This window comes from Oceanobacillus sp. AG, from assembly GCF_009746545.1.
In the GTDB taxonomy this organism is placed as follows: domain Bacteria; phylum Bacillota; class Bacilli; order Bacillales; family Amphibacillaceae; genus Oceanobacillus; species Oceanobacillus indicireducens.
Map to the genome: position 1 here is coordinate 1 of NZ_WOWT01000008.1, position 22,770 is coordinate 22,770.

Consider the following 22,770-nt stretch of genomic DNA (forward strand, 5'->3'; position numbering starts at 1 on the left):
TTGCATGTATTAGGCACGCCGCCAGCGTTCGTCCTGAGCCAAGATCAAACTCTCCATAAAAGTGTTTGTAATAGATGACACCGTCATCTATTCTTAGCTTCAAAAATTGATTCAAGGGATAAAAAGCACTCGTTAGATAAATCCAACGTTTAACTTCTTACCTCTTTTTCATACTGGTTGTTTTGTTCAGTTTTCAAAGAGCAAATTCGCTCGCCTCAAAAAGGCGACTTCACAAATATAACACACAAGATAACTCCGTGTCAACAATTAATTTCATTTATTAAATGTTGTTTACAAGGAATTAACCTTGGACTTACATCTTAGCATAGCCTATTATGATTGTCAACAACAAAAACACTTTTCTTACATGATAATACATGTTTTTTAATAGAATTTAGCCGCGTCGTATTCTCCAGCCCCTTTCCAATCGACCTGTAATGCTATCCACTTGCCGTCTTCGTAGTACCAAAGTGTCTCAACTACACCTAACTGATCAGCGTGATAAGCCCCGCTTATCTGCTTAAAACTTTTCAGTCCATAACCATTGCGGTCACTAATTTCGACAGGTTCAAAAAAGGCAATCGGATCAATCATAAGGGGTGTTTCTTGAAGAAGTTTGCCTTCTTCATCAAATATTCCCAGTCTAATGTAATCATCTTTCCGATCCGCTACATCTACTAGAATAGGTTCTGCATTCAAAGCGAGTTCAATTACAGCCTGAAATCCGTCTTCAAAATATCCTTTTATATAGTCTTGCTCCGGTAAAGGGATTGATTCCAATTCACTACGAGCAAGTGTGTCAAGTTTTGATGTGTACAACCCACCGCTTCCTCCTGTAGGACTTTGATAGAAGATATCTGGAACATTATCGTGATTCAAGTCGATAAACTGAATAGTTGGGTCATATCCACCTTGATAATCAATTCGCCATTCTTCGGACTCCGATGTGATAATCGCAAAAATATCTTTGTAATATACGGAATCCGGACTAAAATGAACGCCATACAGCTTAATTGTTTCAAGCTTACCATCTCCAGTTACATCCTCTTCATATGTCGAGATGAGAACTGGTTCAACTTCATTTGCCGCTACTTCAATGGTTTGAAAAATCATAATCGGCACGATAAAAAGATAAATAAATAATCGCATACGGATTCCTCTTTTCGTATATTGTCATTTGCTAGCTTGTGTATCTTGATTGCAAGCTATGCATGAACAAAGTAAAATATAGCGTGAAATAGAAATCGTTAATAGGAAGGATAATTTTGATGGATCAAATTAAAGAAATAAGCACAACTGAAGTAGAAGAAATGCTAATAAAAGAACAAGACGTCGTCCTTATCGATGTAAGAGAAGATGAGGAAATTGCAAACGGAATAATTGAAGGGGCACTCCATATCCCTTTGAAACAAATACCAAAAGCAACAGATTCACTTGATCGGTCAAAAGAATATATCTTAGTATGCCGTTCGGGTGGAAGAAGTATGAACGCCGCATTATATATGAAAGAACAAGGTTTCAATGTTTCAAACATGATAGGTGGTATGCTCGACTGGCAAGGTGAAGTAATCATTAAATAACAAAAAAGCTTTCTCTCCTTTTCAAGTAGGAAGAGAAAGCTTTTTCCTTCTATTAATTAGCAACAATATTAACTAGTTTACCAGGGACAACAATTACTTTCCGAACTGTCTTCCCACGGGTCCATTCTTGGATCTTTTCATCTGCTAATGCTAATTGCTCAAGTTCTTCTTTTGAAGCGTCTCTTGATACATTTGCCTTCGAACGGACTTTACCCATTACCTGCAGGACGATTTCAATTTCATCTTCTACAAGCTTACTCTCATCAAATGCCGGCCATGCTTCATACGTTATCGTACCAGGGTTACCTAATCTATCCCAGAGTTCTTCTCCCATATGAGGTGCAATCGGATAAAGTAATTTAACAAAGCCTTCCGCATACTCTTTTGGTATCTGGTCGACTTTATAAGCCTCATTCGTAAATACCATTAATTGAGAAATCGCCGTATTAAAATGCAGATTATCATAATCTATGGTAACTTTTTTAACCGTTTCATGATAAACCTTATCTAATTTCTCATTTGACCCTTCCGTAACTTTATCTGTCAAACTTCCATCCTCATTGATGAACATGCGCCACACTCGGTCCAAGAAACGTCGTGCGCCGTCAAGTCCAGTAGTAGACCAGGCAACAGAAGCATCTAGTGGCCCCATAAACATTTCATATAGTCTTAGCGTATCAGCACCATGTGAGTGAACGATATCATCAGGGTTTACGACATTCCCTTTCGATTTACTCATCTTCTCATTACCTTCTCCAAGAATCATCCCTTGATTATATAGCTTTTGGAACGGCTCTTTCGTAGGTACGACACCAATATCGTATAAAAACTTATGCCAGAATCTCGCATAGAGCAAGTGTAATACCGCGTGCTCCGCTCCTCCAATATATAAATCAACCGGCAACCATTCTTTAAGTGCCTCCGGATCTGCTAACGCTTCTGTGTTATCCGGATCGATATACCGTAAGAAATACCAGCTGCTTCCTGCCCATTGGGGCATCGTATTCGTTTCACGACGACCTTTCATTCCGGTTTCTGGATCAACAACATTCACCCAATCTTCCGCATTCGCTAATGGAGACTCACCTGTACCAGATGGTTTGATTTCCTTAATAACAGGTAATTCCAATGGAAGTTCTTCCTCAGGAACAGCCGTCATTGAACCATCTTCCCAATGGATAATTGGAATTGGTTCACCCCAGTAACGCTGCCTTGCAAAGAGCCAATCGCGAAGACGGTAAGTGATTTTCTTCTCACCCTTACCATTTCGAGTGAGCCAGTCGATCATCTTCGTAATTGCTTCTTCGGTATGCAGTCCATTTAAAAATCCAGAATTGATATGGGGGCCATCGCCAGCATACGCCTCTTTCGTCATATCTCCACCACTTACGACTTCAATGATGGGAAGATCGAATTCTGTCGCAAATTCATAGTCCCGTTCATCATGCCCAGGAACCGCCATAATCGCCCCAGTACCGTAAGACATCAATACATAGTCCGCTACCCAGATCGGTACTTTTTTATTGTTAGCAGGGTTAATGGCATAGGCTCCCGTGAATACTCCGGTTTTATCTTTCGCCAAATCGGTTCTTTCCAGTTCGGATTTCGTCTCCACCTCATGAAGATATCCTTCAACTGCGTCCTTTTGTTCTGCGGTTGTAATCTCTTTAACGAAAGGGTGTTCTGGAGCAAGTACTGTATACGTTGCGCCGAACAGTGTATCCGGACGGGTTGTAAAAACGGTGAAATCTTTATCATGCCCATCAATCGTGAAGGTTACTTCCGCTCCCTCCGAACGACCGATCCAATTTCGTTGCATTTCTTTTAAACTCTCTGGCCAATCCAACTCTTCCAGATCTTCAAGCAAACGATCCGCATAAGCAGTAATACGAAGCATCCACTGCTTCATCGGTTTACGAATAACCGGATGACCACCACGTTCACTTTTCCCGTCAATAACTTCTTCGTTAGCGAGAACCGTTCCGAGTGCTGGACACCAGTTCACTGGCACTTCATCAATATACGCAAGCCCTTTTTCATACAACTTTGTAAAAATCCACTGGGTCCACTTATAATAGTTCGGATCCGTCGTATTAATTTCTCTATCCCAATCATAAGAGAAACCTAGTTCTTTAATTTGACGTTTAAATGTAGCAATATTTTGTTCTGTAAATTCCGCCGGGCTATTTCCAGTGTCCAAGGCATATTGCTCAGCTGGTAAACCAAATGCGTCCCACCCCATTGGGTGAAGCACCTCGTATCCTTGCATCCTTTTCATCCGCGAAATAATATCCGTTGCCGTATACCCCTCTGGATGACCGACATGAAGCCCTGAACCAGACGGATAAGGAAACATATCTAATGCATAGAATTTTTCTTTATCGGAATACGTATCCGCTTTAAACGTTTTATGTTTATCCCAATATTCCTGCCATTTCTTTTCAATCTCTGCATGATGATAACTCATGCTGTGACCTCCTTCATGCAACATGGTGCTGATTATTTTATATTAGAAAACTTGATTGTCACCGAGCCTTTCAGTGACAACCTTAGTTGCACTTATGCAGTAAGAAAGGATTTATCCTTTCTTATCTGCCAAAAAAAGCCACTCATCCCAAAGATAGGGACGAGAGGCTTATATTCCCGCGGTACCACCCAAATTAGCAATTATGCTCACTTTCCATCTTTAACGCAGATTTACGGCAGAAGTTACTCATTTCACCTCTGCAACTTATAGGTGAGTTCATAAATACATCATGAGCAGCTTCCACCACCCGCTGCCTCTCTATCCATGAATCGCATTTATTACTAATCCTATGCGACGTTTTTTTAATGTAATGATTACATCGAATTATAAAGAATCCTAAGATTATTGTCAAGATAAGCCAAATGTTCTATTCTTATGCTAGAAAGGATGTATGAATCATGTTAAAAAATGTCTTGCAATTCGCCCACCATTTACTAGAAGAAACCATTTCCCCAGGAGACCTCGCCATTGACGCAACCTGCGGAAATGGTAATGATACACTTGTCTTAGCTGGACTTACTGGTGCACAAGGAAAAGTACTGGCATTCGACATTCAGGAACAAGCGATTGCTTCAACTCGAGAAAGGATTGAAGCAGCCGAATATACGAATGTCACGCTTATTCAAGATAGCCATGCCCTTGTCGATAATTATCTAGAAGATCGTGAGGAAATTAGTGCGGCGATTTTTAATTTGGGCTATTTACCAAAGAGTGATAAACAAATTATCACGACAAGCAACTCGACAATTCCTGCTGTAGAAAAGTTATTAGCTAGGTTAAAGAAAAAAGGACTCATTATCCTTGTTGTTTATCATGGTCATGAAGGCGGGAAGGAAGAAAAAACAGCACTTCTTGAATATGTTACGGAACTCGATCAGAAAAAGTACCATGTCCTTAAATATGATTTCATTAATCAAATCAATAATCCGCCATTCGTGCTCGCTATTGAAAAGAAGTGAATGGACAGGAAACAGGTCAGTTAGATTTATTCTCCGACTGACCTGTTTCTTTTTAAAAATCAGTGATTTCATAGTGCTCCGTTACAAAGGCAACTGTTTCTTTTATCATTTCTTCCAGAATAGCTCGATCAATATCTTCAAGCTTATTAACATAGACACAAGCTTTGCCGGCTTTATATTTCCCGAAGTTCTCGAGTAATTTTTCGCGCTTCCCCTCATCCATCATGACATAAATGCTATGTCGAGCTTTTCTAGGGGAAAAACCTACTATCGGTGCATCGCCTTCATGGCCAGAAGCATATTTATAATGGTAAGAACCATAACCGATAATACTTGGTCCCCACATTTTCGCTTTTCTTCCAGTTACACTCGAGAAAATATCCAACAATTTATAAGCATCTTCCCGCCGTTTCGGATGGTCTACCGATTCGATAAACTCCACGACATCCCGATCATTTTCTTTCGTTTTTAATTCATACATAAATTCAATCTCCCTTAACTCGTAAGTTAATCACGTATTAACGTTCTGTAATATCCCCTCCTCTATACATGAGGGAAACCCAATATGTGAAGGGGGCATAAACAGTCCGTAAATCCCTGATTCGGTTCAACTAACATTCCGTGGGGGGAAAGGAATTCCCCACGGAATGAAGTTTCACTTTATTATACAAACGAATATTGTAATGAAGAAATGCTCCCGACATTCCCGCTGTTTTTAACAATCTTTTCCTAACTTGTTTCCCTTCCCGTAACGATTCAACCTTTTCATCACTTAAATATAATGCAACAAGACCTTTAGGGATGAACTGATGGAAAGTCGAATCAGGTAGGTCCCGCGTACGGTCTTCTGCTAAGTGTATAAAATATTGTAACCGTTCGAGAAGCTCCACATCATCCCGGTAGTAATTACAAAAATTTAAATCTCCTTCCATTTCGTCTTCTTTTTGATCAATATAATAATCAAGTAAAATATGCAAGCCTTGCACAGATGGAAAATAACTGTACATTATATGTTGCGGAAGCGATGCAGTCATTTTCCCGCCCATTGCATAAGACACAAGACAAAAAATGCCAAGCGTTGATCCAGACGCTGCTGCAAATTCATACCAGCTTAATCCAAGCGCTTTATCTTTCTTTTCCTTATACCAAGTTGTCAGCCGCGGGATACGCTCTTCCACTTTGACGTGTTTATGTACTTGAAGGTCCGCATACAGCGTCCATAGTTCTAAACAATATTCCTGGATTTGTTCATAGTCGTCGATGTCTTTCAATGCAGCTTGACACGTAAGCACTAATTTCTCAAGATAACCCCCATCAGCTTTCTCCGACCGATAAGCATAATAATCTTGCAAAGCTGCTTCAGGACGGAGCGCATCCTTCATCGCCTCATGGAGCATACGAAAATCTTTCGGATCAAGTGATGTACTGCGATCACAGAGATTATCTAAGTAATCGCTGATCGTCTGATATGCAACGATAAAACGAATCGCTTTTTCATACTTCATTCCAGCAAGCAATGCGAACACAGCACCACCCTGACAATGGAATTTTTTTGAATCGATACTGGCTAGGGCTTGTAGTTGCAGTTCCTTATCTGGAATAGCTGCTGCTTTCTCTTCCCACCCTTTCATCTCTTCCTCAACAATAGGAAATAAAGTGTTGTAGACTTCATATAGTAACCCAGTTGCTGTATTCGGTACTTGCATTCCTTGCGCCTCCATCATTTCATCATTTTTACATAGATTTGTTATACTATCATTATTATCAACATTGAGCTTAAAAAATACAAGGGAATAGGAGTGTTCATATGATTGATCATTATCAGGGGGTTTATCCAAAAATTCATGATTCAGTTTTCCTAGCAAAAAACGCTGTTATAAATGGAGATGTCACAATCGATGAGGATTCGAGCATTTGGTTCCACGTTGTAATCCGCGGTGATATCGCACCAACAAGAATTGGTAAACGAGTCAGCATCCAAGACTTGACCGTTCTGCACCAAAGCCCTGATAATCCACTTATTATTGAAGATGACGTTACGGTCGGCCATCAAGTCACCCTACATTCAGCCATTATTAGAAAGAACGCCCTTATTGGTATGGGAGCAATCATCCTAGATGGGGCGGAAATCGGAGAAAATGCATTTGTAGCAGCAGGAAGCCTCGTGCCACCGGGGAAAAAAATTCCACCAAACACCTTATATATGGGAAACCCTGCAAAATACGCAAGAGACCTAACAGCGGCTGATTACCAAGAAATGGAACGGGTAAGAAAATCCTACGTGGAGAAAGGTCAATATTATAAAATACATACAGATTTGGGGAAAAAATAAATTTTCCTTTATACAATAAGAGCTATCCCGACTCAACGGAATAGCTCTTATTGCACTTCATATAAAGTGAAACTTCATTCAGTGGGGAATTCCCTCCCCACTGAATGTTAGTTGAACAGAATCAGGGATTTACGGACTGTTTATTCCCCACCTTCACATGTCGGACTTCCCTCCTATTTAAGGCAGGGATATTACAGACCGTTAATGCGTGATAAAACTATTAAAACGTATGAGCAACACCGAACTATCCTGTGAGGCACGATTACTACGCTACTTTGACTACTGGATACGCTAGTACAATCGGTCTTCGGTGGGACGAGTAACCTCATGTCCCCGGCAGCCGCGAAACTATACCATAATGACGTTTCCACCTTCGCGCTTTTTACTTTTCACAAACTATCTTTTGCAGTTCTTCAACTTTATCAAGTTTTTCCCACGGGAAAATAATGTCGGTTCTGCCGAAATGTCCATAAGCCGCTGTATTTTTATAAATCGGCTTCCGTAAATCAAGCATCTCGATCAGCCCTGCAGGTCGAAGGTCAAATAGCTTACGCACCGCTCCCACTAATACTTCTTCCTGATACTCGCTCGTTCCAAATGTGTCGATTGTGATGGATACAGGCTCTGCAACACCGATCGCATAAGCAAGCTGTACTTCACATTTTGCAGCAAGCCCTGCCGCCACGATGTTTTTCGCTACATATCGAGCTGCATAAGCTCCGGAACGGTCCACCTTTGTCGGATCCTTCCCACTGAAAGCACCTCCGCCGTGACGTGCGTAGCCTCCGTACGTATCCACGATGATCTTCCGGCCCGTTAAGCCGACATCACCTTGCGGACCGCCAAGCACGAAGCGGCCAGATGGATTGATGAAGTATTTTGTATCTTCATCTAAAAGCGCTTCTGGTATAACCGGTTTTATAACATACTCTCGAATGTCAGAAATAATCTGTTCATTCGGAATGTCTTCATGATGCTGAGTAGAAACAACGATTGTATCCACACGAACTGGTTGATTCTTTTCATCATATTCGACGGTAACTTGTGTCTTCCCATCTGGACGTAAATAATCCAATACCCGGTTTTTTCTTACATCGGAAAGACGTCTTGCAAGCTTATGGGAAAGACTAATTGGAAGTGGCATATATTCTTCCGTCTCTTTCGTCGCATAACCGAACACTAATCCTTGGTCACCTGCTCCGATTGCTTCTATTTCTTCTTCCATCTTCCCTTCTCTTGCTTCAAGTGCCTTATCGACCCCACCGGCAATATCAGGTGATTGCTCATCAATTGCAGTCATGACGGCACAAGTTTCATAATCAAAGCCATACTTTGCTCGGGTGTAACCAATGTCTTTCACCGTCTGGCGGACAATTTGCGGTATATCTACATAAGTTGTAGTTGTGATTTCACCTGCTACGAGCACCATTCCCGTTGTAACGACTGTCTCGCATGCCACACGTGCATCTGGATCTTCTTTTAAAATATCATCCAGTATCGCATCAGATATTTGATCCGACATTTTATCAGGATGTCCCTCTGTTACTGATTCTGAAGTAAATAAACGACGATTTGCATTTGCAGCCATTTGGCTTGTTCTCTCCTTTGTAATATGTAACGGAACCCAATCTCCATTCGTTCCATTATTCAAAGCATGAAAATAAAAATCCTTTCCCGCAAGTATGAGGAAAGGATTAATTAGCCTTTCACTCTTATTGTTCAAGGAAAATTCCTTGCAACAGATTAGCACCTTTCACAAATCGTGAGGTTGCTGGGCTTCACCGGGTCTGTCCCTCCACCAGCTCTGAATAAGAATTGAAATTATTATAACCTTATTTAAAAGGGATTCGTTACTTAATAATCGATTACTGAAAAATAGCGTATCATATTTCATTATTTTTTACCAGTTTTATTTTCATACTGTCTGTTCTTTGTTACAATCAAATATAGAACAACATATTGAAATCGTTTTCCAACAAAAATGATAACGAACTAAAATAGGTTACCGACAGTTCTCAAAAAATTTTTCAATTAGTATGGACTATTCCATTTAATGTGTTATACTAATGTCAGATTTAAGATAAGCGATAAGGAGGAAGTTTGCAGTCTTCCTTCAACAAAACCTTTTAAAAGGCAGGAGAATAAGAATGAAAATGGTGGAGAAATCATTGACAAACCAACTATTAGAACACGAGAATTTGAATCGAAACTATTCAGTAGCTCGTCTGGTGGAACGCGTGTTAGATCGAAATGAAGGCGTTCTAACTTCAACAGGAGCAGTAACTGCAACTACAGGTAAATATACAGGTCGTTCACCGAAAGACAAATTTATTGTTAAAGACGAGATTACGGAAGATACGGTTGAATGGGGTCCAGTGAATCAACCGATCGATGAAGCTTCCTTTGATAAGTTACACGAAAAGGTAGTAAATTACTTAATGGAAAAGGACGAAGTTTATCAGTTCCAAGGCTTTGCTGGAGCGGATGAAAAATATCGTTTACCGATCCAAGTAATTAACGAATTTGCCTGGCATAATCTTTTTGCCCGTCAACTATTTATAACACCTACAGAAGAAGAACTTAAAACACATCAAGCAGAATTTACGGTTATTTCAGCACCGCATTTTAAAGCAGACCCTGCAGAAGATGGGACGAATTCAGAGACATTCATCATCATTTCCTTCAAGAAGCGTGTCGTATTAATCGGGGGAACGGAATATGCAGGGGAAATTAAAAAGTCGATTTTCTCTGTAATGAACTATCTGCTGCCACAGCAGGATGTTCTATCGATGCACTGCTCAGCGAACGTTGGTCAAGAGGGTGACGTGGCATTATTTTTCGGCCTATCCGGAACCGGAAAAACGACTCTTTCTGCTGATCCATACCGCCGGTTGATTGGTGATGATGAACATGGCTGGAGTCCGAATGGTGTATTTAATATTGAAGGCGGCTGTTATGCTAAATGTGTTAATCTTTCTGCAGAGAAAGAGCCACAAATTTTCAACGCGATCCGCTTTGGTTCTGTACTTGAGAACGTTACGATTGATGATGTGACAAGTGAACCAAATTATGACGATACGAGCTTGACGGAAAATACCCGGGCAGCTTATCCGGTAGATAATATCGATAACATCGTCACTCCAAGTGTTGCTGGTCATCCGAATACGATTATTTTCTTAACGGCCGACGCGTCTGGAACATTGCCACCGATCAGCAAGCTTACGAAAGAACAGGCTATGTACCATTTTCTAAGCGGCTATACTAGTAAGCTTGCTGGGACAGAGCGCGGCGTGACGGAGCCGGAAGCGACCTTCTCTGCTTGCTTTGGATCCCCATTCTTACCGCTCGCACCAGCGAAGTATGCGGATATGCTTGGACAAAAAATCGATCAGTATAATTCTAATGTATTCCTCGTAAACACGGGTTGGACTGGTGGGTCTTACGGTGTTGGAAACCGAATGAAATTATCCTATACACGCGCGATGATCCATGCCGCGCTAGAAGGTGAATTGAATCATATCGAAACAATAACCGATGATATATTCGGCTTGCAGGTTCCTGTTCACGTAGCAGGTGTGCCTGATGAAGTACTCATCCCGAAGAATACATGGGAAGATAAAGCGGCCTACGAACAGGAAGCGAAAGCACTCGCTAAGAAATTCCACGAGAACTTTGCGAAGTTTGAGAACGTGAGTGATGCTACTAAAGCAGCAGGTCCCGTGTATAAAGGGTAACAATGTATCCTCATCCCAAAAGGATAATTATAAATTTTATTAACAGCGACTTCGCTGGAACTTCCGATTTTTTATTAAAATCGGAAGTTTTTTTATCACGTATTAACGGTCTGTAATACCCCCTCCTCTAAACATGAGGGAAACCCAATATGTGAAGGGGGTAAACAGTCCGTAAATACCTGATTCTGTTCAACTAACATTCAGTGGGGAGGTAAGGATACCCCACTGAATGAGTTTCACTTTATCACGTATTAACGCTCTGTAATACCCCCACCCCTAAACAAGAGGGAAACCCAATATGTGAAGGGGGTAAACAGTCCGTAAATACCTGATTCTGTTCAACTAACATTCAGTGAGGAGGGAAGGATACCCCACTGAATGAGTTTCACTTTATCACGTATTAACGCTCTGTAATACCCTCACCCCTAAACAAGAGGGAAACCCAATATGTGAAGGGGGTAAACAGTCCGTAAATACCTGATTCTGTTCAACTAACATTCAGTAGGGAGGGAAGGATACCCCACTGAATGAGTTTCACTTTATTATGATAACTTGTATCGAGGGTTAGCCACGTTCGCTCTGCCCCCCCAGCAAGCTCTTGTGCGTTGCTGCGACTACTGGATGTGTTATTACAAACGCATTTCGGTAGAACGAGTAATCGCAACCAGGCGTCCGCAAACTTACTGTAATGGTACTTTCGTCTTTGTTTTTCTCATTCCCCCCTGTCTTCTGCACAATTCCACCGCCCAGGCATAAACTGTAGTTGACTATCCACTATGATGCGAAAGGGGCGGAAATTATGAGAAAAATAACGAAAGGTTTACTTTTGCTCGGCTTCCTGTTATTTATTACTGCCTGTCAATCAGAAACAGTGAAGATTAATCTCGCTGAAGTTACGCGCTCCCTATTTTATGCCCCACAATATGTAGCACTGGAACAAGGTTTTTTTGAAGAAGAAGGCTTGGATGTTGAATTTCAAACGACTTGGGGCGGGGATACAACAATGACTGCACTCCTATCCGGAGGAGCAGATATTGCCCTAGTAGGGTCTGAAACATCAATCTACGTCTATGCTCAAGATTCCCGTGACTATGCAGTAAACTTCGCTCAGCTCACGCAAACAGACGGTACATTTCTCGTGGCAAAAGAAGCTTATCCGGATTTCACCTGGGAAGATATGAAAGGGAAAGAATTTCTTGGCCAGCGTGTTGGCGGTATGCCACAAATGGTTGGAGAATTCGTGCTGAAAAAACATAACATTGATCCGCATAATGACCTTCTCTTAGACCAAAGCGTTGATTTTGCAAATATCCCTAGCGCTTTTCAGTCAGGGAATTATGAATTCGTGCAATTATTCGAGCCGACTGCAAGTGTTTTTGAACAAGAAGGGCAAGGACATCTTATCGCATCCTTTGGCGAAGAATCCGGAAAAGTTCCTTATACCGTTTTTATGACACAAGAAAGCTATTTGAAAAAGAATGAAGAAACGGTGAAAAAGTTTACACGAGCCATTTACAAGGCTCAGCAATGGGTGGAGGAAAATAGCCCTGAGACGATTGCGGAAGTGATTGCCCCCTACTTTGAAGATACCGATCTAGATATACTAGCTTCTTCTATTGAACGATATAAAAATCAAGACTCTTTCGCAACAGATCCTTATTTAGATGAAGAAGAATGGGAAAATTTGAAAGCGATCATGGATGAAGCTGGTGAACTCCCCATTGATGCCCCCCATGAAGACTTGGTTAACACGAACATTGCCGAAGAAGTGATGAATGAATAGGAGGGATATTTATGGCGATTTTAAAGCTTGCCGGGGTCAGCCATCATTATTTTTCAAAAACAGGCTATACGAAAGCACTCGAAGACATTAGCTTTACGATGGAACGCGGGGAATTCGTATCGGTCCTAGGGCCAAGCGGCTGCGGTAAGTCAACGATTCTCTCCATAATCGCACGGTTACTTGAGCACACTTCGGGAAGTATTTTCATTAAAGGCGAGCCAATCGAACAAAGTAAGGAAGAAATTGGTTATATGCTGCAGCAAGATTATTTATTCCCTTGGAAAACGGTCCAAGATAATGTTTTACTTGGGCCAAAGATCCAGAAACGCCAAGACGAAGAAGCAGTAAATCGGGCTAATGTTTTGCTTCAGGAAGTCGGTTTATCGAATGCAAAGCACCAATATCCGACCGAATTGTCTGGTGGAATGAGACAGCGTGCCGCCCTTGTTCGGACACTTATGAATAACCCGGAAATTTTCCTCCTGGATGAACCATTTTCTTCTCTCGATTTTCAGACAAAATTGAAACTGGAAGACCTTGTTGCAACAATTCTTAATCAATATAAGAAAACAACCATTCTCGTAACCCATGATATTGGAGAAGCGATTGCGATGAGTGACCGGATCATTATTATGGAGGCGAATCCCGGTAAAATTGTAAAAGTTTATGAGGTACCAATGGAATTACGTGAAGAATCCCCAATTATCGCCCGGAAGCACAAAGCTTTTCAACCACTGTTCGATACGATTTGGCAAGAGTTAGAGAAAGAAGAAGTGCAACAAAAATCTGGTGAAGCGACATGAAGAAGCTAAAAGATGAACAATTATATAGAGCGTATCAAAAAGGGATTAAAAAAGAGAGGAAAATTGTTCTAACTTGGCAAATAAGTATTGCTGTTCTTTTTTTCCTCTGTTGGGAAATTAGTAGTCGCCTTTACATTATTGATCCATTATTATTTAGCTCTCCCTCAAAAATTTTCGACCTGATCTTCACACGAATTGCAAACGGAAGCCTGTTCGTCCATGTTTCGGTTACATTATTTGAGACATTACTCGGCTTTCTCATCGGTACAATCGGTGGTGTGTTAATCGCAACTTCCCTATGGTATTCAAACCGGTTCGCAAATATTATGGATCCATATTTAGTCATTTTCAATGCGATGCCAAAAGTTGCGCTTGGACCGATCCTTATCGTCGCACTCGGCCCAGGGTATCTATCGATTATTGCGATGGGATTTATTATCTCAGTAATTGTTACTACTTTAGTTGTTTACCGGGCTTTTTTGGAAGTGGACCGGAATTATACGATGGTACTGCGCAGTTTCGGAGCGAATCAATCACAAATATTTAAAGAAGCAATTTTTCCCGCCTCACTCCCTGTTATGATTTCCACATTGAAAGTGAATGTCGGTTTATCCTGGGTTGGAGTTATTGTCGGAGAATATCTTGTTTCCAAACAAGGACTTGGATATTTAATTATTTATGGCTTCCAAGTGTTTGATTTTTCACTCGTGATGGCTAGTCTTGTTATAATCGCGATACTAGCGGCATTGATGTATAAAGGGGTCGAAAAGCTCGAGGCTTGGCTGATAAAGCATACGAGATAAGGCACGGACAATGTCCGCGCCTCCTCGTCTTATTGGAAATATTTCTCGATGTATTCCATGGCATGTTCAACAACCCGATCTTTCATGATAAAACTGTAGGATGAATTAAAATTTACGTTTTCTGGAATTTTCAACAACAATACCGGACCATCTGTTTCAAAATAAGTTGGTTGCTCTTTTAATTCTTTCACTTCGGCGAAATAAAGGTTTTTAATGACATAATCCTTTTTACCATCTACGAAATATTGCCCGATATAATGAAGGTTAGTAACGACCCCGCCAGTTTCTTCCAGTACCTCTCTTACGGCAGCATCGTGTGCAGATTCCCCAGGTTCGACTTTCCCACCAGGAAATTCTAGTCCCCGTTCCTTATGCTTTGTCAACAGCCACTTTTCTCGGTGTTTGCAGATGACGAGGACATGTTTTGGTTCTTTGGAAAAAGGATGATCCTGAAAGGATAATTGTACTTTATTATTATAAAAGTCTCTAAATGTAATCAAACAAAAACACGACCTTTGATGTATTAATTATTTCACGTCTTTTATTTCCTTAGGTTGGCTTCATTGTACCATATGTACAAAAAGAAAGTGAGGTCTCCCCCACTTTCTCCTTTAAACTAAACCATTACCCGGTCCGTTCAGAATATCGATGGATTCGATATGTGCTTTCGTATTCTCATCACCAAGCTCATGAAGCAGTGCATACAGTTCTTTCAAGTTCTTATCATACCGTGCGTTTTCTGGAGATTCATCCGGAGGGGTAAATGGAATATGCGCCCGAACATAACTTGCCAAATTCGCCTCGTCCATATTATCCATCTTCTCCCTTATCTTGCTAAGATCCCCATCATCCGCGTAGATCCCGAATGTCGCGCTTCCTTCTGCACTCTTCTTGTGAATACCACCATCTGCAATATTCACGTAATATTTCTCTTTCATGAATTCACCCTCCTTTGTATTAGTTTACCTTTTTAAAGAAAATGCATGTACAGAAGCCGAACGAATTGTTGGGGCCTCACTTGGAGTAGCTATAATTTCATTAAACTATGCATAAAACTCGCTGAAAATACTAACCAAAAAACCCATTCATCTTCAACAACCCTCCTCTAAACTATTTTCCTTATAAAAAATTTAAACCAATTTAGTGGGACATGGGGTCAGAGTAGTTGTCCCGATACGAGGCGGAACAGAAGGGCAGTACAGTTGTCCCGATATGAGGCGGGACAGAGGGTCAGTGCAGTTGTCCCAGTCTGAGACGGGACAGAGGGTCAGAGATAGGCCACTGAAAAAGTGTCGTTTAAGAAAAATAAAAAATCAGATCCCAATTTTTGGCTGTTTTTAGATATATAAGTGGGGAATAACAACCTAAATTCTTTAGTTTAGGATATCTAAGTGGTGTCTGACAATTTGGAATTATGGTTTTTCAGTGGCCTAGGTCAGAGAAATTGTCCCACCGAAAAAATAAGCCTTCCGCTATAGTAGTGGAAAGCTCGCATTGTTACTTTATTCAAGTTCTTTTAATTTTTTTCTAACTAACTTATTTGACGCATTTCTGGGCATTTCATCGATAAATTTGATTTTCTTCGGCAATTTGTACTTTGCCAATTGTTTGCTTAGTTTTGCTAAAATATCCGTTTTCGATATAGATTCATACAACACTACATAAGCAACGGGAACTTCACCCCAAGTATCATCGGCGACACCGATAACTCCTGCTTCTTTAATCTCTGGTATTTTCATCAGTGCATTTTCAATTTCAGAAGGATAAATATTTTCTCCACCGGAAATAATGAGATCTGTTCGGCGGTCCACAACATAAAGATAGCCCGCTTCGTCGAGATAACCGAGGTCCCCTGTATGAAGCCACCCATCTATAATCGTCTGCTTATTGGCCGCTTCATTTTTAAAATAACCTTTCGTGACCATGGGCCCTTTTACAATAATTTCGCCAACATCATCCTCACCAGGATTATTAATCTTCAGTTCAGCAGGTAATAGCGGTTTTCCGGCTGAACCAATTTTTAATAATGCGTCTTTAGCGGATAATGTTGCTATTTGCGAAGTCGTTTCCGTCATCCCATAACTCTGGAAAACCGGTATCTTTTTATCTTGTGCTTGTTTCAATAATACTTTTGGAGCGGGACCGCCGCCAAGTAGAAAACAACGCAATGTTTGTGGATAATTTTCCGAGCCCAGTTTATCCATAAGACGCTGAACCATCAATGTTACAACAGAAACGATGGTAACTTTTTTATCCATAATCGCTTCGTGAACTAGATCAACATCAAACTTTTTCATCAGATAGACCGGCATTCCATAAATCACACTTTTCATTAAAGTGGATAGCCCGCTTACATGAAATAACGGCAAAGAAATTAACCATTTATCATTTTTCTCCAGTCCAAGGTTTAATGCGGAGGAAATAGCGCTCCACCAGTGATTTCCATACGTGTGTACGACCCCTTTTGGAAACCCGGTTGTACCAGAGGTGTAAATAATTGTAAATGGCTGTTCTAAATTTAGTTCTAACTGTAATGTAACTTGCATTTCTTTTTGCTCATTGACTTCATCGTACGCATAGACTTGATTCACTTGAAGCTGTCGGGAAGAGTGCTTATCATCCGTAATGAGTATACTTACTTCAGCATCTTGCAGCTGATAATTTAATTCATCATCACTCAGTCTTGTGTTTAATAGCACACCGACAGCTCCGAGGTAACTTATAGCATGAATCATATAGACCATATCTAAATTGTTAGCCGATAAAATTCCAAGATGAGACCCTTTTTTAACACCAAGTCCAGCTAGTTTTCTTGCCATTTCCATACTTCTGTTCTGTAATTCTAGAAAAGTAATTTTACCGCCGTCTACTAATTCAAGCGCAGTGCTATCTGGTGATAAATTTGCTTGTTTCGAAAGCCAGTGTGGAATAATTTCAGCCATTTATATTTGTTCCTTTCATTAATTACATAATTGCTTTTTACTTTGTCGAAGTGGGACAGTTACTCTGACCCCTTGTCCCACTTCAAACCGAGACAACTGCTCTGACCCCTTGTCCCACTTCAAACCGGGACAAGTGCTCTGACCCCTTGTCCCGGTTCAAAAAGAAAACCTTTGCTGGGGTAGCAAAGGTTTTGGTTTTACGGGAAGCGTGGGAACTTTTTGAAGTCTGGTTTTCTTTTTTCTTTAAATGCATCGCGGCCTTCTTTTGCTTCATCTGTTGTGTAATAAAGTAACGTTGCATCTCCGCCTAATTGCTGCAATCCAGCTAGTCCATCGGTATCTGCATTAAATGATGCTTTCAAGAAACGAATCGCTGTTGGTGATTTCTCCAGGATCTCTTCACACCACTGAATTGTTTCTTCTTCCAGCTTCTCATAAGGCACGACAGTATTGACAAGTCCCATATCAAACGCTTCTTGGGCATTGTATTGACGGCAAAGGAACCAGATTTCACGTGCACGTTTATGACCGATATGACGCGCTAAATAACCTGCTCCATAACCCGCATCAAAGCTACCAACTTTCGGACCAGTTTGACCAAAGATCGCATTATCTGCTGCAATTGTTAAATCACAAACGACATGCAATACATGTCCACCACCAATTGCATAACCAGCTACCATTGCGATTACTGGTTTCGGTATCGTACGGATGAGACGTTGTAAATCAAGCACGTTCAAACGAGGGATTTCGTCTCCCCCGACATACCCGCCGTGACCGCGTACTGATTGATCACCACCGGAGCAAAATGCTTTTTCCCCTTGACCAGTTAAAACGATAACGCCGATCGAGGAATCATCGCGCGCATCTGAAAAGGCATCGATCATTTCATTTACAGTAAGCGGTGTAAATGCATTTCGCTTCTCCGGACGATTAATCGTCACTTTTGCGATACCGTTATATTTTTCATAAATGATTTCTTCATATTTTTTAGCTTCAACCCATTGTACAGTCAACCCTTATTCCTCCCTATTCTATTAGAAAACTTGGCATTTGCTAACTTTTTTCGGCGAATGCCTTACCTTAGTTGCACTTATGCAGTAAGAAAGGATTTATGCTTTCTTATCTGCAAAAACTTACTTGATTAATTTTCTCATGATATATGCAATTTTGCAAATTCGAGTAAAGCTTGCTGAAAATGCTCCGGTTGCTCAATATGTAACGCATGTCCGCATTTAGGAAAAATGTCTAATTCTGCATAAGGTAACATCTCGGCCATTTGTTGATTGATTGCCACAAACTTCTCATCCAGCTCACCTGCAAGAAGCTTGACCGGAACTGTTACATCTTTTAAAGCTTCCCAATTGGATGGTTGGCTTCCTGTTCCCATTCCGCGTAAAGAATCAGCAAGCCCTTTTTTCGATTGGGACATTCTCTCAGCACGGATTGCTGCCTGTGTTTCATCCGGCAACTCCTTCTGTGTAGCAAATAACGGGATATTCTCCCAGTAATCAACGAATGATTCGATCCCTTCTTCCTCCAACAGCTTAGCGAGCTCCTCATCACCTGCTTCTCGATTCTTTCTCGCTTTCGTATCCTTTAGACCTGGAGAAGCACTCTCAAGGATAAGCCCCCGTACACTTTCCGGGTATTTCACAGTATAACTTAATGCGGCTCGCCCACCCATTGAATAGCCAACAAGGAAAAACGTATCTAATTCAAGATGCTGAAATAATCCATGTAAATCATCAATACAGGAGTCCATCGTTATTCTTGAAGTTCCTTTTGTCCAGCCATGGCCCGGTAAATCAACTGTAATCAATTGCATCCCATCCGGACGAGCTGTTACAACCTTATCCCATGTCAACGTGCTGCCTGTAAAGCCATGAAGAAGAACAACTGGTACCCCTTCCCCATGAATCTCGTACCAATAATTCATATCTTCCATTGAAAAATACAATTAGACCATCCTATTCTTAAAAAAAATTTCATCCGCAATTGCCTGCCATTTCTCATGGTGCCACTTTACATTCTCTTCCCGATCCGTTTTCACTTCGACAATTGACAAACCTTTTTTTTCATAACTTACTTGCAAGTCTTCTTTCAATTCTTCCTCTGTTTCTGGGGCAAAGTAATTCGCCTCATAAAGTTCAGCAGCTTTTCTGAAATCCAAATGTAACGGGGTTCCGAATAATGCTTCAAAGTGCTTCGGATCCTCTGCTTGGGGGAGGAATGAGAAGATTCCACCACCATTATTATTGATGAGCAATATCGTGATATCAATCCCATAATGCTTAGCAGCGTGTAATCCATTCATATCATGGAAAAATGATAAATCCCCTAAGACGAGTGTTACTCGTTTTCCAGCAGCCGCCGCTCCAACTCCACTTGAAACCATTCCATCAATTCCATTTGCCCCGCGGTTGGCAAGAACCGAAATCGGTTTATCATCCGTTAAGAAAAAGGTATCTACATCCCGGACGGCCATACTGTTTCCTACATAAAGCGTGCTACCTTCAGGAATGACTTCACGCAGTCCCCGAATGGCTTCACCTTCTGTAATTTTCTCTTCCATACCAAAAAGAAAATGATTTCTCGCTACTTTGTTCATCGCTTTCCAATCATGCAACCATTCCTCTGAAAAGGCTGGCTGATCAACAGCAAGCAATTCTTCACAAAGTGTAGTTGGATCTGCAAAAATGAATTCCGTTACATTTCCCGTCGGTTCCCTATAGCCAGAATGATTTTCTACAACGAATTGTGGAATCGTTGCATTTTCTTTGATGAAAAATAAATAAGCTTTTGAAACTGGCATAGCACCAAAACGGATAATAAAATCAGGCTTCATTCGGTCACGAATTGCCTTGTTTTTTAGTAGTGCGTCATACGTTTCAATTATATTTACCTTACGATGTGGCCCACTTCGCAGCCCAGAGAGCGGGTCAGCTAGTATTGGCAGCTGCCACTTTTCAGCAAGGGCGACAACTTGCTCGGGGAACTGTTCATCAGCATCTGCTTGTGGTCCGCAGACGATCAGCCCCTTTTTCTTATTTGTCAACTGGCTGAGGAAAGCTTCGAGCTGTTCTTCCGTCAATCGTTTTTTTCCGTCAAGCGGGATGCGAGCTGAATGTTCAACCATTCCTTTATACTTCCAAATACCTTCCAAAGAAAAGTCAAGAGTAAGTGGTTCACGTAATGGAAAGTTCAAATGAACAGGACCTCGATTCCCTTCACAAGCCATATACACTGCCCGCGCCGCTTTTTGTCTAACATAACGGAGCATACCGTCATCCCCTTCAGGAATCGCCATTTCCTGGAACCATTTAACATAATTTCCGAATAAATGAAGTTGATCAATCGTTTGCGGGGCGCCGACATCCCTTAACTCATGGGGCCGATCTGCAGTTAGAATAACGAGCGGAACACGGCTGTAATACGCCTCGACAACTGCCGGATAATAATTCGCTGCAGCAGTACCTGACGTACAAACTAATGCTACCGCTGCTTTCATCTGTTTCGCAAGTCCAAGCGCGAAAAATGCAGCGGATCGCTCATCGATGACAACCCATTCCTTGATGTGTTCATGCTCAGCAAAGGCCAGCGATAGCGGGGTTGACCGGGATCCAGGGGATATAACAACATGCTGAATTCCGTTTTGAATCATTTCATCGACAAAATTGGCAGTATACCTCGTTAATATTTCCGTATGATTCATTCCTGTTTTCCTCCCAGCACATTTAGCATCGGCAGCATTTTAATTCTGGTCTCTTCAAATTCCATTTCCGGATCGGAATCAGCTAGAACCCCGCAACCAGCAAATAGGGATGCCTCATCCCCTTGGATCAGTCCAGAACGGATTGCTACCGCAAACTCTCCATTTTGATTGCTATCGACCCAACCGATCGGGGCACCATACCATCCCCGGTCAAGCAGTTCATGTTCACGTATATAAGCTAACGAATCTTCTGTTGGCGTACCACCAAGAGCAGGTGTCGGGTGCAGATCTTTAAGACAATCGAAAATGGAATACTCGTCTTTCAACGTTCCTGTTACCGATGTATATAAATGCTGTAGGTTTTTTAACGGATGAAGTACCGGTTCGTTCGGAATATTGACGTTTGTACAGGTTTTTAGTACGGCTTCTTTAATCATTTTTACGACAAATTCATGCTCATCCCGATTCTTCTTGTCATGCAGCAGTTCATAACCGATCTGCTCGTCCTCTTCTTTCGTCTTTCCGCGGGGAGCCGTTCCCGCAAGACAGGTCGAAAGTAAATTATTGTTTTCTACCTTGACTATCCGCTCTGGAGTCGCACCAATAAAACAGTCCCCTCCACTTTCGAATGCGAAGATATAACTGTTTGCCTGTGTATGATGCAGCTCTTCAAGAACTTGCGTGATATTAATTTCTTCCGTAAAGGATAGACGGACTTCCCGTGCAAGGACTATTTTTTCTGCGCGTTTTTCTTTCATTTCCTTTGTTGCTTCTTTGACGGTTTCTTTCCATTTTTCTGGTTCAATGACTCGGTTTCTTTTAATCTCAATATGCTGCACGCCGAATGTCTTACCAGTTATAAACTTCTGTGTGTTTTTACGAAGTCTTGTTGCTGCTTCATCTATTGTCTCTTCTTTATTGATGAGTATATTCACCGTCACATAACTGTCTGAATGATAAGTTGTCAGCATTAGTTCTGGAATATAGAATTTGCTTAATTCAAATTTCTTCCAAAGCTCTGTTTTTACTTCAAGTGGATCAAAATCCATCCCGCCGAAAGCGACAAACCCTGTTGCCGGCACCGTCGAGTAAGGATTATCAATCCAAGTATGCTCTAACGCTTGCTTCCATAAATCCTCTGTTTCCTGAAAACGATTCTCTTCAGCTATTAACGTTTGCACACTGCCAACTCCAGTTATTGCTAGGGTGCGATTCGGATTCATCCAATAAAAGCGGTCTTTAACAAACTGCTTCGCCCCCTCAAATATAAGGAGAGGGTCTTTATTTTCTATTTTCTTCGTCAAACTGAAAAGCTTGGATGATTCATTTGGGCCGATGGAATTCTTTACGGCTGCTATTTTTTCTTCAAGCTCTTTCATTTGAATATCGATCATAACTATACCTCCGATAAATACCACTAAAAAACACCTATAACCATTTTATGCTCTTTTCATCACTTTCTCAAGAAAAGGACCGTTTTTTGATAATTAAGCCAAGAAAATGGAACATAGCAGGAGATATGGAGGAAAATAAAAGAAATTGACACTTGTCCTTTATTTTCATAAGATTAATAGGATAGCGTGGAGGGGGAA

Annotated in this window: 19 protein-coding genes, 1 rRNA gene, 1 riboswitch and 1 other annotated feature; of the genes, 7 read left to right on the plus strand and 13 right to left on the minus strand. The window is 41.2% G+C overall.

Features of this window, described 5'->3' with window-relative positions; all coding sequences use genetic code 11:
- Both GN217_RS04955 and GN217_RS04960 read right to left on the minus strand, forming a co-directional pair.
- Window positions 1–60 (minus strand): 16S ribosomal RNA (locus tag GN217_RS04955); the annotation flags it as partial.
- 324 nt (window positions 61–384) lie between these two features.
- Entirely contained in the window at window positions 385–1,149 is a 765-nt protein-coding gene (locus GN217_RS04960; protein ID WP_156855560.1) for a hypothetical protein, read from the minus strand.
- Window positions 1,150–1,268: 119 nt separating this feature from the next.
- On the opposite strand from GN217_RS04960, the gene GN217_RS04965 reads away from it, so the two are divergent.
- Window positions 1,269–1,580, plus strand: a complete 312-nt coding sequence (locus GN217_RS04965; RefSeq protein WP_156855664.1) for a rhodanese-like domain-containing protein — start codon at window positions 1,269–1,271, stop codon at window positions 1,578–1,580.
- Window positions 1,581–1,632: 52 nt separating this feature from the next.
- On the opposite strand, the gene leuS is transcribed toward GN217_RS04965, so the two are convergent.
- Complete coding sequence (gene leuS / locus GN217_RS04970; RefSeq protein ID WP_156855561.1) at window positions 1,633–4,047, minus strand: leucine--tRNA ligase; 2,415 nt, start codon at window positions 4,045–4,047, stop codon at window positions 1,633–1,635.
- Window positions 4,048–4,199: 152 nt separating this feature from the next.
- Window positions 4,200–4,411, minus strand: a binding site (T-box leader).
- Between the two features lie 94 nt (window positions 4,412–4,505).
- Here leuS and mnmM point away from each other — a divergent pair.
- Window positions 4,506–5,066: a tRNA 5-(aminomethyl)-2-thiouridylate-methyltransferase MnmM gene (mnmM, locus tag GN217_RS04975; protein ID WP_156855562.1), complete on the plus strand. Its 561-nt coding sequence runs from the start codon at window positions 4,506–4,508 to the stop codon at window positions 5,064–5,066.
- Window positions 5,067–5,118: 52 nt separating this feature from the next.
- Here mnmM and GN217_RS04980 read toward each other — a convergent pair whose 3' ends face one another.
- Window positions 5,119–5,547 (minus strand): DUF1801 domain-containing protein, encoded by a 429-nt coding sequence (locus GN217_RS04980; protein WP_156855563.1) that lies wholly within the window; start codon window positions 5,545–5,547, stop codon window positions 5,119–5,121.
- Between the two features lie 130 nt (window positions 5,548–5,677).
- On the minus strand, window positions 5,678–6,772 hold the full coding sequence (locus GN217_RS04985; protein ID WP_156855564.1) for a tetraprenyl-beta-curcumene synthase family protein: 1,095 nt from the start codon (window positions 6,770–6,772) through the stop codon (window positions 5,678–5,680).
- Between the two features lie 101 nt (window positions 6,773–6,873).
- Between GN217_RS04985 and GN217_RS04990 the strand changes: the two genes are divergently transcribed.
- On the plus strand, window positions 6,874–7,398 hold the full coding sequence (locus tag GN217_RS04990; RefSeq protein ID WP_156855565.1) for a gamma carbonic anhydrase: 525 nt from the start codon (window positions 6,874–6,876) through the stop codon (window positions 7,396–7,398).
- A gap of 382 nt (window positions 7,399–7,780) precedes the next feature.
- Here the strand turns inward: GN217_RS04990 and metK are convergent, their stop codons facing one another.
- On the minus strand, window positions 7,781–8,986 hold the full coding sequence (metK, locus tag GN217_RS04995; RefSeq protein ID WP_156855665.1) for a methionine adenosyltransferase: 1,206 nt from the start codon (window positions 8,984–8,986) through the stop codon (window positions 7,781–7,783).
- Window positions 8,987–9,107: 121 nt separating this feature from the next.
- A riboswitch (SAM riboswitch) is annotated at window positions 9,108–9,213 on the minus strand.
- Between the two features lie 338 nt (window positions 9,214–9,551).
- On the opposite strand from metK, the gene pckA reads away from it, so the two are divergent.
- From pckA to GN217_RS05015, 4 genes are all read left to right on the plus strand, one after another.
- On the plus strand, window positions 9,552–11,132 hold the full coding sequence (gene pckA / locus GN217_RS05000) for a phosphoenolpyruvate carboxykinase (ATP) (protein WP_370459726.1): 1,581 nt from the start codon (window positions 9,552–9,554) through the stop codon (window positions 11,130–11,132).
- Window positions 11,133–11,931: 799 nt separating this feature from the next.
- Window positions 11,932–12,915, plus strand: a complete 984-nt coding sequence (locus GN217_RS05005) for an ABC transporter substrate-binding protein (protein ID WP_156855567.1) — start codon at window positions 11,932–11,934, stop codon at window positions 12,913–12,915.
- 11 nt (window positions 12,916–12,926) lie between these two features.
- Window positions 12,927–13,718 (plus strand): ABC transporter ATP-binding protein, encoded by a 792-nt coding sequence (locus tag GN217_RS05010; protein ID WP_156855568.1) that lies wholly within the window; start codon window positions 12,927–12,929, stop codon window positions 13,716–13,718.
- Complete coding sequence (locus tag GN217_RS05015) at window positions 13,715–14,521, plus strand: ABC transporter permease (protein WP_156855569.1); 807 nt, start codon at window positions 13,715–13,717, stop codon at window positions 14,519–14,521. Before GN217_RS05010 ends, GN217_RS05015 begins: the two co-directional genes overlap by 4 nt.
- 29 nt (window positions 14,522–14,550) lie before the next feature.
- Here GN217_RS05015 and ytkD read toward each other — a convergent pair whose 3' ends face one another.
- The 7 genes from ytkD to GN217_RS05050 form a co-directional block, all read right to left on the minus strand.
- Complete coding sequence (gene ytkD / locus GN217_RS05020) at window positions 14,551–15,021, minus strand: RNA deprotection pyrophosphohydrolase (RefSeq protein ID WP_156855570.1); 471 nt, start codon at window positions 15,019–15,021, stop codon at window positions 14,551–14,553.
- Window positions 15,022–15,132: 111 nt separating this feature from the next.
- Complete coding sequence (locus GN217_RS05025; RefSeq protein WP_156855571.1) at window positions 15,133–15,459, minus strand: hydrolase; 327 nt, start codon at window positions 15,457–15,459, stop codon at window positions 15,133–15,135.
- A gap of 564 nt (window positions 15,460–16,023) precedes the next feature.
- Window positions 16,024–17,463, minus strand: coding sequence for an o-succinylbenzoate--CoA ligase (locus GN217_RS05030; RefSeq protein WP_156855572.1), 1,440 nt, complete (start codon window positions 17,461–17,463; stop codon window positions 16,024–16,026).
- A 197-nt stretch (window positions 17,464–17,660) separates the two neighbouring features.
- Window positions 17,661–18,479, minus strand: coding sequence for a 1,4-dihydroxy-2-naphthoyl-CoA synthase (menB, locus tag GN217_RS05035; protein WP_156855573.1), 819 nt, complete (start codon window positions 18,477–18,479; stop codon window positions 17,661–17,663).
- 137 nt (window positions 18,480–18,616) lie between these two features.
- Entirely contained in the window at window positions 18,617–19,411 is a 795-nt protein-coding gene (menH, locus tag GN217_RS05040; protein WP_156855666.1) for a 2-succinyl-6-hydroxy-2,4-cyclohexadiene-1-carboxylate synthase, read from the minus strand.
- A 12-nt stretch (window positions 19,412–19,423) separates the two neighbouring features.
- Window positions 19,424–21,178, minus strand: coding sequence for a 2-succinyl-5-enolpyruvyl-6-hydroxy-3-cyclohexene-1-carboxylic-acid synthase (menD, locus tag GN217_RS05045; protein ID WP_156855574.1), 1,755 nt, complete (start codon window positions 21,176–21,178; stop codon window positions 19,424–19,426).
- Window positions 21,175–22,572 carry an isochorismate synthase gene (locus GN217_RS05050; RefSeq protein WP_156855575.1) on the minus strand — a complete coding sequence of 466 codons (1,398 nt, stop codon included), beginning with the start codon at window positions 22,570–22,572 and terminating at the stop codon, window positions 21,175–21,177. The genes menD and GN217_RS05050 overlap by 4 nt, the downstream gene beginning before the upstream one ends.
- Window positions 22,573–22,770 lie beyond the last annotated feature (198 nt).